The sequence below is a fragment of the Thiobacillus denitrificans ATCC 25259 genome (assembly GCF_000012745.1).
GTDB classification, from domain to species: Bacteria; Pseudomonadota; Gammaproteobacteria; order Burkholderiales; family Thiobacillaceae; genus Thiobacillus; species Thiobacillus denitrificans_B.
In genome coordinates, this window is sequence record NC_007404.1 from 979749 (window position 1) to 995547 (window position 15799).

The 15799-nt window shown below is 57.3% G+C and carries 8 protein-coding genes and 1 pseudogene; 6 read left to right on the forward strand and 3 right to left on the reverse strand.

Annotated elements, in window-relative coordinates:
* Positions 1 to 141 precede the first annotated feature (141 nt).
* A complete protein-coding gene (locus TBD_RS04685) occupies positions 142 to 3291 on the reverse strand; it encodes a type ISP restriction/modification enzyme (RefSeq protein ID WP_011311437.1) in 3150 nt (1049 codons plus the stop codon).
* Between the two features lie 67 nt (positions 3292 to 3358).
* Positions 3359 to 4009: a DUF4145 domain-containing protein gene (locus TBD_RS14475; protein WP_011311438.1), complete on the reverse strand. Its 651-nt coding sequence runs from the start codon at positions 4007 to 4009 to the stop codon at positions 3359 to 3361.
* 553 nt (positions 4010 to 4562) lie between these two features.
* Here TBD_RS14475 and TBD_RS04690 point away from each other — a divergent pair.
* The 3 genes and pseudogenes from TBD_RS04690 to trfA all read left to right on the forward strand — a co-directional run.
* Positions 4563 to 5288: pseudogene (locus TBD_RS04690) on the forward strand (IS3 family transposase); the annotation flags it as partial.
* Positions 5289 to 5690: 402 nt separating this feature from the next.
* Positions 5691 to 6068 carry a hypothetical protein gene (locus TBD_RS04695; protein WP_041432370.1) on the forward strand — a complete coding sequence of 126 codons (378 nt, stop codon included), beginning with the start codon at positions 5691 to 5693 and terminating at the stop codon, positions 6066 to 6068.
* Positions 6069 to 6379: 311 nt separating this feature from the next.
* Complete coding sequence (trfA, locus tag TBD_RS04705) at positions 6380 to 7357, forward strand: plasmid replication initiator TrfA (protein WP_011311442.1); 978 nt, start codon at positions 6380 to 6382, stop codon at positions 7355 to 7357.
* Positions 7358 to 7604: 247 nt separating this feature from the next.
* Here the strand turns inward: trfA and TBD_RS04710 are convergent, their stop codons facing one another.
* Positions 7605 to 8423, reverse strand: a complete 819-nt coding sequence (locus tag TBD_RS04710) for a hypothetical protein (protein ID WP_011311443.1) — start codon at positions 8421 to 8423, stop codon at positions 7605 to 7607.
* 806 nt (positions 8424 to 9229) lie between these two features.
* Here TBD_RS04710 and TBD_RS04715 point away from each other — a divergent pair.
* Genes TBD_RS04715 through TBD_RS04725 form a run of 3 tightly spaced genes read left to right on the forward strand, consistent with a single transcriptional unit; the run spans position 9230 to position 15791 of the window.
* Entirely contained in the window at positions 9230 to 12028 is a 2799-nt protein-coding gene (locus tag TBD_RS04715) for an SNF2-related protein (protein WP_011311445.1), read from the forward strand.
* Positions 12028 to 13791, forward strand: a complete 1764-nt coding sequence (locus TBD_RS04720) for an AIPR family protein (RefSeq protein WP_011311446.1) — start codon at positions 12028 to 12030, stop codon at positions 13789 to 13791. The genes TBD_RS04715 and TBD_RS04720 overlap by 1 nt, the downstream gene beginning before the upstream one ends.
* A gap of 2 nt (positions 13792 to 13793) precedes the next feature.
* Entirely contained in the window at positions 13794 to 15791 is a 1998-nt protein-coding gene (locus TBD_RS04725; protein WP_033872088.1) for an ATP-binding protein, read from the forward strand.
* Positions 15792 to 15799 lie beyond the last annotated feature (8 nt).

The window sequence follows — 15799 nt, forward strand, 5'->3', positions numbered from 1 at the left end:
GAAAATCTCGGAAGCGCAACGTGGGAAGCGAACTCCCAGTTCAGCGGCGACCCACCCGCCGGAACGCAGGAGGCGCATGAGCTTAACGCGACGGCGAGGCAAAAAAATCCCCACCTATGCGAGGGGATGGGTATCGCGGCCCTATCCAGCTTTAATTGTCATCGTTATAGTCCGCATGATCCGATCAGTTTCAGACAGAATTTTCAGGATGCGCTGATAGTGCTTCACATCGTCAAAGCTCAGCGCACGCCCCTTGCGGTCCTTAAGCCATTTCTGTGCGGGCTGATAGCCGCCGATGTAAAAGCCCCACGCAGCTTCGGGCGTGGTGTCGAAGTATTGTGTTTCGTTTACCCAGACCTTTCCATCCTCATAGCGAGGCTTGTCCACCGTGGAGTCGCCCTCGCCCCTAAATGGGTAGGGCGTTAGGCCAATTGCATCCGGGTCCATCAGGTGAAGGCAACGAAGCTGATTGCCTTTGTCGGAAACATCCCAGAACTCGGCAGGAGAGGCGGGCCAAGGGATGCGGGGAAAATCAAGTTTCAGAAATTCCGCATACGTTTTGCGGTAGGCGGGGCAGTGCAGGATGCCGTATATGTAGTCGAAAACAGCCAGTTCATCAGGCACGCCCCGTTCGGGGTGTTTGGCAAGGGCCTGAAGGCGCTTGTAAAGCTTAGCGTCGAAGTTAACTCGGCGCGTTTGGTCCAGGTCCTGTTCGGTCGGGTACAGGTACAGGGGGAAGTTCATGGCGTTAGAGCCGGTTGTTCCAGACAGAAAAATCGCCTCTGTGATGTCCCTGGTCACAAACGCGTGAGCGAATTGACTATCCCTAATCGCTTTCGGGGCGAGTAGACCAATATTTTGACCGTCAAGATAATGTCTCATTATTTGCTTGACTGGCCATCCAACCAATCCACGCGCATTCCCTGAATAGAAAATATATTGAGGGTCAAACGGCCGATACTGGATACGTACAATGGGCGCGCTTATGTGATTTGCCTTGATGTCGTCGAGTGCCCAGCTATAGCGCCAATCCCGGACGTCTTTTGGAAGCTTATATTTTGCGCGCACCACTTCTTCGGTTCGCGTCAAAAAGTCGTCGATTACTTCCCTTACGCCAGACTCGGTTTCATGTATGTTTAGTCTGTCGCGCTTAGTGACAACCCCGTTTCCGTGCAGCGGCATGAATTCGCGCAGACCAAATCCATCATCGTAAGCCTCTTGCAGACCATAATCGCGTCGGGTCAACGGATACTGCGGCGCGCGATGTTCCAGTTTTTGCCATAGCTCCCCGGTGAGGCCCTTGGCCCAGAGGGCTTCATATTTCGACGCCCGGTCGCCCCATAACTCAGCGTGGTGTACCTCAGCAAGCGGCTTATTACCTTTGACGTTCGCACGCTTCTTGATCCCGATAATGATCGCAACACCCTGCTGGATGTCGAACACGTTCTTGTCGGCCTTTCCTTCCGGTGTGACCTCTTTCTTCTTGGCATTGCCGTGAAGGTCGAGCACATAAATCTTGTCGAATGTATCCAGCAGGTGCCAGCGCATCCCCCGGAAGGTGGGGTTGTCGAGGTACCCATGGTTGGTGATGAAACCCAGCACGCCCTCGCCATTTTTCAGGATGAGGTGCTCGGCGAACCGGATGAATTTCACATAGTCATCATTGATCCATTTTGGGTTGCGTTCGTTTAGTCGGTCTCGCCCGCCGGGTTCCTTTTTGTAGGCGTCCATCAGGTCCATGATCCACTCACCTTTGTTGGCGCTTTCGCCGGAATAAGGCGGGTTGCCAATCACGCACATGATGGGTGCCTGGCGTTTGATAGTGCTCGCCTCGCGTGCCTCACGGGTTAGCCACTGCGCCATGAAAAGGTCGCGCACATCGCGTTCGCCTTCCTCCAGTGAATTGGTTAAGTAAACGCCAAGGCGGGGCGGGGCGCCGGTAGGCTTGTAGCCCAACTCAGTCAGAATCATGTCGAGCTTCATGTGACACATGGCGTACGAGGCCATTAGCAGCTCGAAGCCATGCAGACGGGGGATCAAGTCACGCTCGATGTATTGCGACCACATTCCCTCAGCCACGCCTTTTACCTTGGGGGCAACCTGCTTGATGACCTCAGCCAGGAAGGTGCCAGTGCCGGTAGCAGGGTCGAGAATTTGAACCCGGTGCACCTCTTTGCGAGTCATGACCGGCTTACCCTTGCGGTCGGCTTGCCCCGTGTCCCAATCAATAGTGACCTTGGAGGTGTCGGCGAGGCCATCCGCAAGTCCGAATTCGGTTTGCAGCACGTTGTCGACTGCGCGGACGATGAAGTTAACTACCGGCTCGGGGGTGTACCAAACGCCACGCGCCTTGCGCTTTTCGGGGTTGTAAGCGGATAGGAAGGTTTCGTAGAAATGCAGGAATGGATCATTCCGGCCAGTTAGCTTGCCGAAGCCTTCCATGAGTTTCTTGACGTTTGCGGCCTGAAAGACGTTGGCAAGATCGTCGATGATCCACTTGATCCGCTCATCAAGGTCTGGCCCCGCGATGTAACCAAAGAGACTGCGGAGGAATGGGTTGGATTTGGGTAGCAACTCCAGCGCTTCCTGGCGACTGAAGGTCTCAAGTGTCTTGTCATGCAGGCGCCCAGCGAACATGCCATAAGCGATGGTTTCCGCGTAAATGTCAGCGAATTCCGCGGGTTCGATGTCATGGATAAGATGTTCGCGGAAAGCGCTGTATTGGCCTGCCAGCTCGGTTTTCGAGTCTTTGTCAGCGGTCAGGGCATTGCGCAATATGTCTTTTATTAGCCCGGCCTTGCCCGCCATCATTTCGGCAAGCACACGTGGTGAGGTGATGGTTTGCGGGCGCTGCGCAATAAAGTCCCGAAGTAGATTTTCCAGCATGTCGAACCGGTCTGGGTTCGGCTGGATTCCCATCAGGTAGTCAGCAATTGTGACTGACGCGATTAGCTCGCCATTCCGGTAGAAATCCCAGTCAAGACAGTTTGTGTAAATCAGGTTTGGAAGAGCTTTCCGGTAGCGGTCTTGCTGCTCCTTGTTCGCGTTTTTCATGCCGCGCAAGCCGACGTTAAGGTCTTTTGCCTCAACGTGGCCGATGGCAATTTCGCCGCGCTGAATAATGAAATCGGGCGCGCCGCACTCAACGCGTTTGGGCTCGTTCAGAGCATTCACTGCCTCATCTAAGCTATTGAATAGTGCCTCAAGGGCAGGGCGGTAGGAGTGTTCGGTCGCCGCGCCGGTTTTGGAGACGGACTGAACTCTGGAAAGAAAGTCACTGATTATGGTCATTGGAATACTTCTTTATCGTTAGCATTAGTTTTTCAGAGTGACCGCATGATGGTCATGCAGCGTGTATCTATTTCTTTTTTTGTGAACGTGTCGGTGTAGCCTTTTTCAGGCTTTCAGCTAGGGTCTTAAGGTGATAAACCGCTTGAAGTAGGTTCTCAACAATGTCCATCACGGCATTGATGTCGTCTGTAGTTGGTTGATACCCTCGGTGCGATGCAGCGTTGCCTGCATCTAACGCGGCGTGAAGGATTTCCTTACTCTTTGCGCCAATTGCCCCATGTTTTTCCAGAGCATCCAGTTTGGCGCTGAATGAACCTTGATCCCCTACAGTCTCAACCAGAACCATGTCGAGAACGGCTCTAGCGCCCATCAATGCTAGCCCACGGCTGTTTGCGTCCAGAGCTTGGTAAATCTGCTGAAGGAGTGTGCGAGCTGAGGTGGGGATTTGATAAAACCAGTGCGGTTTTCGTCTCGTCACGCGAGGCGGATAAATTGTTACGTCAACTTCTTCCGTCGGCTCAAAGATGGTCGTGTGCTTCAGGCTAATTGACTCGCAGCCGCGGCACTCCAACAGCTCGTAAGTGTTATCCCAAAATATAGGGCCATAGTCTTCTAACTCCTCGCTATCGCGGGTCTCCTTAACGTGGAGAACAAGATGTTTCGTGACCCTCCCACAGGTATTGCAGTGGCTGCGAACTATTTCGTCATCGTCCTGCATGTAATGGCCCGGAATGTTTTCACGACATTGAAGTTAAGGGGTACCGTTGCGCTTCGTAATGATAATGCGGATTAAATGCCTGCCTGGGGGAATCTTTGGATCTCCGAAATCGGCCGATACCTGGCTTTACACAAGGCTATCTCATCGTGCTTTTGTAATGGCTGCGTACAGTTATTGACACAAGTCCAAGGGGGCAAGGCTCAGGCATCGCGGAATTTTCAAAATCTGCGTCGGGAATACGCCCTAGGGGTGGGGTACCTAAGGGCCGGCGCTCTATGCGCCATTGCACAAAGCGTGTTGGGATAAGCAGGTTTGCGTATTCCACCCCTTCGATCTGCCACCCTAAGGGCTCCCCATACACGCCGGGCTGATCGCTCCACGCGCGGGCCAGTTTAAGGGGATGGTCTTTACGGGGTGCCAATGGTCCGCCCATGCCTTTTACGAAAGCCTGCCAATCCCCTTGATCGGCTGCGGCGGATAGCTCAGCAACCACACCCTCAGGACCGCCACCCTTAAGGCGGCGAAGCTCACGCCACACGCTAACAGGTGGCCCAGGCGCTTGCTCGGCCTGATCCGAGCGTCGTTCGAAGAGAGCCAAGGTATATACGGCGCGCCACGCGTCTTTCTCGATCTTCGAGAGGCCGGTGAAACGTGTAGCAAACATCGTGTTGCACGGCTGATGAAAGAGAACGGTATACGAGCGAAAGGCGGTTACCGGACCCGACGTTACGTCGCAGGTGGCAAGACAGCGGAGCTGATCCCGAACCTCGTCAAGCGCAATTTTGACGTTTCGCAGCCCAACCGCGTCTGGGTCACTGACATCACGTATGTCCGGACCTGGCAGGGCTGGCTCTACTTGGCCGTCGTATTGGACTTGTTCTCCCGCAAAGTGATCGGCTGGGCCACACGCCAATCCATCCATCGAGCTCTCGTCTTAGATGCCCTCTTGATCGCCGTGCGTCAGCGCGCTCCAGACGGCACGATCGTGCACTCCGATCAGGGCTCGCAATACGGCAGCGACGACTGGCGCCGCTTCTGCCGGTCGAACGGTCTATGGCCCAGCATGAGTCGACGAGGTAACTGCTGGGACAACGCGGTAGCCGAGTCCTTCTTCTCGAGCCTGAAGAAAGAGCGCATCAAGAAACGCATCTACAACACGCGCCAGCAAGCGACGGAAGATATCGCGGATTACATCGATGACTTCTACAATCGAACGCGAAGACACAAACATTTATCGGGCGTGAGCCCCGAACAATTTGAAGCCGCAGCAACCCGTTAACCGCCCGGTGTCCACAGAATCCTGGGAACTCCATCCAGCTGTGATTTTCCCTCGATCCGTCCATATAACCCTTCGACACCCTAAGGTCGAGGGCTGGAATCGGGACACAAAGAAAAACGCCGTCACATGGACGGCGTCGGATGCTACTGGGGTATCGGTGGTGGAGCCGGCGGGAATCGAATGCTTCGCATGGAGCCAGGTGCATTAGGACTTTTCGTGAAATCGTTTTGTCAGTTACCAACATACTTACCAACACTGCGACATGCATGGGGCCATAGTCACTAAAGAACAACTTGACGTTGCTTGGTGCTCCGGCAAGAATCTCCCGCTGTGAGGGATTACATTCGCGCACGCAGCGTTGCATTCAGATCGAGCCAAGCCGGTTTCCAGGCTCGGGTTGCTATGCTCGGCTATCTGCGCGGTGCCGGTATCAGGGCGAGACGAAGCCAAATTAGCGCGGTGGCTGTCAGTTCGCGACAGTATCTGGAGTTGCTTGATCTGGACCTGGGTGAATTGGCCAAGGACGAGCGCCACGCAACTCGCGGTCTAGTCATGGCAACGGATTTTTGGTTGGCGAGCAAAGAATCGCAGGACGACTGGTTGTCCGGACTCTTCGATCTCGGCGACCAGGAGATGACTGAGTTCTTCCTGCAGGCGGGAGATTTTGAGCACGGCGCCACCGGCAGCTATCCTCCAGATCCTCCCCCGCCGAGCCTTCCTGCAAGCGGCTTTAACCTAACCCCCCGTCTCCTCCAGTCACCTCGCTGCGCGCGGTCGTGACGCTGGCGGCCACTGAGGCCGCACCGCCATCGCCGCGTCCGCAAACGAGCCAAAGCGCTCACTTCTTGCGGCCTCGATTCCTGGAATCGAGGCGACATGGAAACGAAACCTCTTGTTGTTTCAGTCGACGCTGCTGCGTCGGCGCTTAGTACAACCAAACAGACGATCTATAGCCTCCACGCGGCGGATGAGAGCTTTCCTCGCATTTTCAAGATCGGCAAGCGGAAATCAGGTCTACTGTTTTCGGAGCTGGAACGGTGGATCGAGGATCGCCACGCGAGCCACAAAATTAGGCAGGGGGGAAGGTGAGCATGCCTGGGTTGCCCGCAGCCGATTCCCCGTGCGATTTTGTCAGCGTAGTAAAGAGGCTAGAGGAGCTAGCCAGAAAACGTGGACGGCTAGCGGGTGCTCCCCCGGGAAACAACGTCGCGCAGTTGCCCATCTGGCCGGAGCCGACGCGAGGTGTACCAAACGTCGCGCTTCGGTCGGCCCTGTTCGGCGCGATCGCGAAGGGCAAGCGACGTTACGTGGAACGGGAGCAGCTCGCCGCCCTCGGTGATATACAGATCCTTTACACCGGACAGCGGCTCGATCAAGGCGACCTCGACGCCTACCAGAGCGTGCTGCATGCCGCCCGCCACCAAGCAATGGGTGAGCAGTGCCGGGTAACGTCCTATGCCTTGCTGAAACTGATGGGCAAGACAGATAGCGGTAAGAACCGAGCGACGCTGCACAACCGGCTTACCCGATTACGGGCGAACGCTGTGGAGATCAAACACGGCCGGTACAACTACATCGGCGGCTTGATCAACGAGGCGTTCAGGTGCGAGAAGACCCAGGAATGGGTGATCGTGCTGACCCCCAAGCTGCGGGTTCTGTTCGCGGCGGACGAGTTTACTCATATTGAATGGGCTGTGCGCCACGCGTTGGACGGCCAGCCGCTGGCCCAATGGCTGCACGGGTTCTACGCGAGCCATGCCAAGCCATATCCGATGAAGATCGAGACGTTGCACCGGCTCTGCGGTAGCGAGACCGCCGACCTCTGGAAATTCGCCCAGACACTGCGCAAGGCGCTGAACGCAGTGACCGAGGCCAGCGCAGTCCACGGCGAAAGGTTCAACTACACTGTCCGGGGCGACGTCGTACATATCGAAAAGATAGCCAAGGGGACACAGCGGCGTCACTTGGCCAAGAAGGCAGCCGGATCCTGGAAGGCGTGCGCGCCTACGCCGTTACAGCAGTTAGGCGATACCGTTCTAGCAGGTAGGCGCTACCGTTCCGGCGGGTAGGCGATGCCGTTCTAGCCGGTAGGCTGTACCGTTCTGGCAGGTAGCCTACCCGCAGGTCGGGCAGCCCTCGAAGCCTTTACTGGCGCAGGTTTACGCCATCCTTCCAAACCACGCTAATCCGTTTTTAATCCTTATTAATCAGCCACCGCGGGTTAACTCATTCGCTCTCGTTATCGGAATGCTCGCCGATAGGCGAAGAGTCTGTGTAACGCGGGAGCTCCCGACCCCATGCTCCGGTTGGTTATCCTCACAGTTCCCAAGCGCTGTCCGATTTTTCGTTTTTCTCTTTGGCAATAGCCTGTGTAACATCCGCATCGCGGATTAGGTATTCCTCCACCGGATATTCAGTCTGCCGATGGCGGCACAAAATCCCATCGGTACGGTTGTCGTGAACAGACCTGCAGACAGCATCGTCACGCTTACACACAATGCGTGAGATTCTTACCACGTGTTTGTTGAAATCGGAGCTTCCAAAGGTGTAGCGGGAGAATATTGGACGTTGCTCGGCATAGCGGCCGTAGACAGTTTTGACGTCCACGATGTCCCCTTCCTGCACGCCCATGGTCTTCGGCGCATAAGCACCGCCGCCGCTCTCGAGCAACACCACGTCTAGGTGCTCTCTTAGCTGAGTGTTCGTGGGCATGGTCTCCTTATCCAGGCCCCAAAGATGCTTAGTTGCATAAAGGTCAAAGTCGCCACGTTTGATGCTTGCCACTTGGGCCCTGAGAATGACTCCGGCATATCGGGCGCGCTCCTTGTTAACGCTTTTGTTGATCATCAGGGCGACAGGTATTACCCCGAGAGGCATCGCCGCCGCAGCAGCAGTTGTACCTGCCGCCCCCGCGACTGCACTAACTCCGACCATGGTTCCCATTGCACCGGCCTGTTCGAGGGCGAACTTGGACCGGGGGTCTTCGCGCGCGCTGCTGTAATTACGCTTGGGATCGACGTCACAGGTGGGGGCCAGGTTGACTAGCTTGGTCCCAGGCGAAATACGGGGTCCGGCGCATCCGGACAATATCAAACCAGCTACAGTCAGCGCCATCCACTTCGTTTTCCCGAGCATATTTTCGATCTCCCTTTCTCTTCATGCGGCCGCGAGTATAAGCGCCATAGCTTATGTTCCTATCGAGAAGGGCCCAGTCAAGCGCGGGGCCGGCAGCGTAGAGTAAAAGCTGGGCGCAATACCGCGCTTCAACGATGTGCACAGCGAAACGAATGTGTAAACCCCCCGCTACAAAATCCGCTACAGCTGACGCATGCGCGGCTGACGCGGGTGGTGGTGACCCGCGGTCGCCTGGTGTCGATTAGAAATCCACGCGAGCTATTCAATTCTCTATATCAAGCCTCCGAAATTCCTCGCTCTCGGAACGAGAGGCGCGACATCACATTTACTTTCTACGGAGCCACGAAAGCTTTCTACGGAGCCACGAAAGCTGGCGAGACGACCCTGGACGCGTCTTAGCGCCTCCAGGCGCGAGTGATCATGGCGGATGAGGCAGCGAAATGGCAGAATCAGATAGATTTGGCAATCGATCCAACGTTGGCAAAGGTCAAGGCGAGGCGACCACTGTCAGGCGCAATCTTGACGCTCGACGAATTCGCCGCACACCACAACGCCGGAAACGGCCCCGCTTCGCTTACAAAAGACAGATTCCGGTTTTCAAGTTGGGGAACGTGGCGCTTTCGCCGCTCCAAACCCGCTCGCTGGACCGCGGACAATGGGGGGAGTGAGACTGTGCCAAGACAGCCCGTCGGAACGTGGTCGGGGAAAAAAGGGAGGAATCACCGTTGGCAACACAACCGCTACTTACGCCGCACCAGAGCCAGTACTTTGCTTGGCTGCTAACCAGGCGTGCAGCAGGCGACTCCGTGGAGTCACTGGCTTCGACCTTGGTCGATTCGCAGGTCGATCTGAATCCTCATCAAGTCGAGGCCGCGCTCTTCGCTTGCCGCAACCCCCTCTCACGCGGCGTGATCCTCGCCGACGAGGTTGGTCTGGGCAAGACCATCGAAGCCGGCTTGGTCATCTCCCAACGCTGGGCGGAACGGCGGCGGAAGGTGCTCATCATCGTTCCGGCGAACCTGCGCAAGCAATGGCACCAAGAGCTGCAGGACAAGTTCGGCCTGCAAGGGCTGATCCTCGAAGCCAAAAGCTACAACGCGATCCGCAAACAGGAGCAGCGGAACCCGTTCCTGTTCGCCTCCGGTCCGATCATCTGTTCCTACCAGTTCGCGAAGGCCAAGGCTGACGATGTCAAGGGCATCGACTGGGACTTGGTCGTCCTCGACGAAGCGCATCGCCTGCGCAACGTCTACAAGACCAGCAACGTCATCGCCAAGACCCTCAAGGAGGCGCTGTCGCGCGTTCACTCCAAGGCGCTCCTGACCGCGACGCCGTTGCAGAACTCGCTGCTCGAACTCTATGGGCTGGTCAGCTTCATCGATGACCGGGTGTTCGGAGACCTTGATAGCTTCCGCTCGCAATTCACTGGCAGAGAGCAATCCTTCAGCAGCCTGCGTGACCGGCTGGCCCCCATCTGCAAGCGCACCCTGCGCAAACAGGTTCAGCCCTACGTGTCGTACACAGCGCGCAAGGCCATCGTCGAGGAGTTCACGCCGTCGAGCGAAGAGCAGGAACTTTCCAGGCTCGTCGCCGATTACCTGCGCCGCCCCAACCTCAAGGCCCTGCCCGAGGGGCAGCGCCAACTGATTTCGCTCGTGCTGTGGAAGCTGCTCGCCTCCAGCACGCACGCGATTGCGGGTGCGTTGGAGACGATGGCCAAGCGTCTCCAGGGTGTGCTGAATGAAACTCCCGTGGTTGCCGATCTCGCCGAAGAACTGGACGAGGACTACGAGTCGCTCGACGAGACCGCCGAAGAATGGGAAGACCAGGAGCAGGGAACAAAGGCAGCGAGCCGCGCCGAGCGTGATGCCATCGCGCAGGAGATCGAGGAGCTGCGCCACTTCAGAACGCTGGCAACCAACATCCGCGACAACGCCAAGGGCAAGGCGCTGCTCACCGCGCTGGATCGCGCCTTCGCCGAACTGGATCGGTTGGGCGCGGCCCGGAAGGCCATCATCTTCACCGAGTCCAAGCGCACGCAGGAATACCTCCTCAACTTGCTGGCCGACACGCCATACGGCGACGGCATCGTGCTCTTCAACGGCACCAATAGCGACCAGCGTGCGCAGGCGATCTACAAGGACTGGCTGAAGCGCCACGAAGGCACCGACCGCATCACCGGCTCCAAGACCGCCGACACCCGTGCGGCACTGGTCGAGCACTTCAAGGAGCGTGGCAAGGTCATGATTGCCACCGAGGCTGGAGCCGAAGGCATCAACCTCCAGTTCTGCTCGCTCGTCATCAACTACGACCTGCCGTGGAACCCGCAGCGCATCGAGCAGCGCATCGGGCGCTGCCACCGCTACGGTCAGAAGCACGACGTGGTGGTGGTCAACTTCGTCGACCGCAGCAATGAGGCCGATGCACGGGTGTATGAGCTGTTGTCGCAGAAGTTCCAGCTCTTCGAGGGCGTGTTTGGGGCTAGCGACGAAGTGTTGGGCGCCATCGGTTCGGGCGTCGATTTCGAGCGGCGTATCGCCGAGATCTACCAGAACTGCCGAGAGCCCGAGGAAATCAAGTCCAGCTTCGAGCAACTCCAGCTCGACCTCTCCGGCGAGATCAACGAGGCGATGGTCAAGACGCGCCAGGTATTGCTTGAGAACTTTGATGAGGAGGTGCAGGAGAAGCTGCGCATGCGGGCCGACGACAGCCGCAACGCACGCAACCGCTTCGAGCGGATGCTGATGGACTTGACCCGCGCCGAACTGGTTCATTGCGCCGCGTTCGATGACGACGGCTTCGATCTCCGCCACATACCGACTGGAGTCGAGCACAGCGGCCTCACGGGCATCGAGCTGGGGCGCTACGAATTGCCCCGCCGCTCCGGCGACGCGCACCTATACCGCATCAATCATCCGCTGGCGCGATGGGGCATCGAGCAGGCCAAGGCTCGCGCACTCAACGGGGCTCGTCTCGTCTTCGACTACAACGCCCACGGTGCAAAGATCAGCACGCTTGAAGCCTGGCGCGGCAAAGCCGGATGGCTCACCGTGAAGCTGATCTCGGTCGAGACACTCGGCAACCAGGAGCAACATCTGCTGGTTGCCGCGGGCACGACCGATGGCGTCGTGCTCGCGGAAGAAGACCCGGAAAAACTGCTGCGCCTGCCCGCGACCACGCAGGCGGCCAATCTGTTCAACGCCCCTGACGCCACCCTGCTGGCCGACGTGGAAGCCCGCAAGACCGCGCTCCTGCGCGACGTCAACGAGCGCAACCTCGGCTACTTCGAGCAGGAAGTCCAGAAGCTGGATGCCTGGGCGGACGACCTGAAGCTGGGTCTGGAGCAAGAGATCAAGGAGATCGACCGCGAGATCAAGGAGGTGCGCCGAACCGCCGCGACCTCGCCGACGCTGGAAGAGAAGCTGTCATGGCAGAAGAAGCAGCGCGAACTGGAAGGCAAGCGCAGCAAGCTGCGCCGCGAGCTGTTTGCCCGGCAGGATGAAGTCGAAGCGCAGCGCAACGACTTGATCAGCCAGCTTGAAGCGCAACTCCAACAGCAGGTCGAGGAGCGCACGCTGTTCACTGTCGAGTGGGAGCTGGTCTGATGGCAACAGTTATCGCTCGCCCCCTCGAACTCGATCTGCTGTGCCAAAAACTTGATGCGGACTACGCGAACCGAATCACCGGGACGGGAAACACTCCAGAGTCTCGGCGTAGCAACTACCTGTCCAAGGCAATCGCGGCATTCGTCCTGCACGAAGACGCTGGCGCCAATCTGGATGAGGCCGTGGCCGCCAGCATCGATGGTGGCCAGGATCATGGTATCGATTCGGTGTTCGTTTCAACGGATCAAACGATCTGGCTGGTCCAGTCCAAGTACAAGGAGTCGGGCACCGGCGAGCCCGAACTCGGTGATGTATCCAAATTTCGGGATGGCGTAACCGACCTTCTGCAAGGACGCTGGAATCGCTTCAATAACGCCCTGCAAAACCGCCAAGCGGCAATCACCAATGCCTTGAACAGTGGTGTCTGCAGGATCAAAGTCGTGCTGGCCTATTCCGGCACGGCGGTGTCCGATGATCGGCGCGACATGTTTTCCGACTTGGAGCGCGCGTTCAATGGCGCGAATCCGGGCTTTCTTCGGTGCCATGCTTATGGGCTCACGACCCTGCACGACCTACATCTAGACGGAGTTTCGGCCCAGCCCATAGAAGCCGAAGTCGAATTGAAGGACTTCGGCCACACGCAGGAACCCTACCGGGCGTTCTACGGGCGCATGGACGGCAAACGGCTCGCCGAGCTTTGGGCGGCACACGAAGAACATCTAGTTGATCGTAACATTCGCCGGTTCAAGGGCACGACCACCGTCAATGCAGGGCTGACCGAGACACTCCGACAAGAAGCACAGCACTTCTTCTACTTCAATAACGGCGTCACCTTCCTCTGCGATTCCATAACGGAACAGCACCCCCGCGACCCGCATCGTCAAACTGGGACGTTTCGCATTCGCGGGTTGTCCATCATCAACGGCGCGCAAACGGTTGGGGCGATCGCCCGCGAGCCACTGGCCCACTACGATGCTCATCCCACCGTAGTCATGGCGACTTTCGTTTGTCTTGAGAACGCGCCTGATGGTTTTGGCGATCGAGTCACCCAATCGCGCAACCGCCAGAATGCCGTTGAGCTGGAAGATTTTGCCGCGCTTGATGAACGTCAGACCATGTGGCAGCAGACCTTGCAGATGGCCGGCGTCACCTATCTGGTCAAGCAGGGGGAGGACGATCCGCCGCTATCACCAACCTGCTTCAGCGCACGTGAACTCGCACCGTTCCTGGCTTGCACCGTAACCACGAACGACTGGCAGGACTACGTGACCGCGGCCAAGGCCGACAAGAAGAAGCTGTTTGGGCGGGAGGGGCTGGTATCAGCCACCGACCCCCTACGCCAATCCTACGAACGGCTCTTCGCCGACTCGCTCACGGCAAGACAAATGTGGCGGATAGTCCAAATCGGCCGAGTGGTCGTAGAGAAGGTCCGCGCCCGTGCCACCGCCGAGGGTGATCCCGCCGGTTTGCCAGCGGGGACACTCCCCGCTCGGGAGATTCTCACTCACGGCGCCTGGTTGGTTCTCCACGTCATCTTCATCCGCCTTCAGTTGCAGAACGGACCGACGCTGGCATTGACCCAGGATGAACTGACAGCGATTTCGCGCGAGGTCGACCTTGTTTGCGAGCGCCTTGTGAGTTCTGTCCAGGGCGTGCAGTGGAACAAGCAGGCGCGCAGCGTCTTTGAGAACAAAACGGACTGTCGAACCGTGAAAGGCCGTTTGATGGCGGCCTTGGCGCAGCAGGGTCAGGGAGGAAATTAATAGTGCAAGCGAACATCAAAGGTCTGGTGGATCGGCTGGAGCTTTCCCAGGGCAAGGCAATGATGCCTCTTTACGAGGCTATCTCGAATGCCGTCGATGCAATCGAGGAGCATCAGGACGGCTTCAGCAATCATTCGATTCGCATCCGGCTGGTGGCCTCCAACGACCTCGCCCATCAAGCTGGGGACGGGACTCTGGTCGTGGACGGCTTCGATGTCATTGATGATGGCGTTGGCTTCAACGACAAGAACCTGGCTTCGTTTCAAGAGGCGCACACGCTTTCAAAGGTCAAGGTCGGCGGCCGAGGTGTCGGGCGCTTCACTTTCCTGAAAGTCTTTTCATCCGTACACATCCGCAGTGTCTTCAAACGCGACGGCAAGGCTTTGCTGCGAGAGTTCGACTTCAGCATCCAAGATGAACTGAAAGGTGCGGACACCACGTCTGAAGTCAAAGAGGCATGTGGCACGCATACCTCTTTGCGGGGCATGGATGAAAAGTTTCGGGCTGGATGGCCTACCCAGCCCGAAACCATCGCTGAACGCATCATTGCGCACTTCCTGATCCGGTTTGCGGCTCGCTCCTGCCCTCCTATGACTCTGGAGTCTCCGGGACACGCTTCGATTGACTTGCACGCCCTGTTTCAGTCAACAGTGCTGGCGCACATCCAAGAACAGTTCTTCGAGGTTTCGGGGCATACATTTGCCTTGCAGGCATATCGTCACCGAGACGGACGCTCGCGCCACGAACTCAACTTGTGTGCGAACGGGCGCGAAGTCACCACGAGCAAGCTGCGAGACCTGCTTCCAGAGCTTCCCGAAAAGCTGATTGACGAAGACCAAGCGCCGTACACCTTGATCGTGCTGGTCACCGGGGAGTACCTGGACGACCATGCCAACCAAGAGCGCACGCGCATCGCCTTCCAAAGCGATGAGGAGCCCGAGCTTGAGCAGACCCTCGTCTCCCGACGCGCCCTGAACCAGGGTGTCGCAGGGGCGTTGCGGCCGCTGCTCCTGGACGATTTGAAGTCAACGAACGAAGAAAAGCGCGCCCAGATCGAGAAGTTCGTGGAGCAAGCCCCCGAGTACAGGGCGCTCACGCACCCTCGCTACAAGGAGATGATCGAGCAGAAGATTCAGCCAGGCCTGTCTGAAGACAAGCTGGACGAAGCGCTATTGCACGTCAAACGAGAAATTGAAGATGGAGTACGCAAGGATTTGCGGCACGTTGCGGCCAACTTCGAAAGTCAGTCGTTCGAGCAGTACGCAGAGATGTTTCAGAAGCTGGCCGAACAAGCAAATGAGCTTGGCAAAGCTGAGCTTGCAAAGTACGTCACCCATCGCCGCACCATTCTTGATCTGGTATCGCTTAGCTTAAAAAAGAGGCGGTCAGACGATAAGTATCCGCTGGAACGCGTACTTCACAAGATGCTTTTCCCGATGGGCGTCACTTCCAAAGATATCTTCTTTGAGCAGCAGAATTTGTGGGTGATTGATGAACGGCTTTGCTATCACACACTGCTAACGTCCGATAAAAAGTTGAACTCCATAGACGGCCTTGAAGATACGTCCGGTAAGGAGCCGGATATTTGCTCCTTTTTCTACGACACCCCGATCGGGGTGCGGGAGCAGGAAGATTCCACGGGCTCAATTGTCGTGATCGAGTTCAAGCGACCGGGGCGTGACGATTACCAAGCGGACCCTGCCCAGCAAGTCATTAAGAGATTTGTTGAAATTCAAGAGAGCAAGCTGGACGACGTTGATGGCAGGCCGATTAATGCACGCGGAATTCGCTTCTTTGGCTATTTGATAGCTGACTTGACGCCATCGCTCAAGCGGGAAATGCGAATGAACTATCACGAGTCCATTGATGGCGAAGGCTATTTCAAAACGCTCACGGGCGGAAATGGCTACGTAGAAATCATCTCTTACGACAAGCTCCTCAAAGATGCCGCGCGCAGAAACCGCGTGCTATTTGAGAAGCTTGGCCTGCACAAGAATTAAGGCGGCAC

What these genes read in the sequence shown, in the direction of transcription:
- TBD_RS04685 (WP_011311437.1), bottom strand. Translation starts at nt 3,291, where the DNA reads ATGACCATAATCAGTGACTTTCTTTCCAGAGTTCAGTCCGTCTCCAAA.
- TBD_RS14475 (WP_011311438.1), bottom strand. Translation starts at nt 4,009, where the DNA reads ATGCAGGACGATGACGAAATAGTTCGCAGCCACTGCAATACCTGTGGG.
- TBD_RS04695 (WP_041432370.1), top strand. Translation starts at nt 5,691, where the DNA reads ATGCTCGGCTATCTGCGCGGTGCCGGTATCAGGGCGAGACGAAGCCAA.
- trfA (WP_011311442.1), top strand. Translation starts at nt 6,380, where the DNA reads ATGCCTGGGTTGCCCGCAGCCGATTCCCCGTGCGATTTTGTCAGCGTA.
- TBD_RS04710 (WP_011311443.1), bottom strand. Translation starts at nt 8,423, where the DNA reads ATGCTCGGGAAAACGAAGTGGATGGCGCTGACTGTAGCTGGTTTGATA.
- TBD_RS04720 (WP_011311446.1), top strand. Translation starts at nt 12,028, where the DNA reads ATGGCAACAGTTATCGCTCGCCCCCTCGAACTCGATCTGCTGTGCCAA.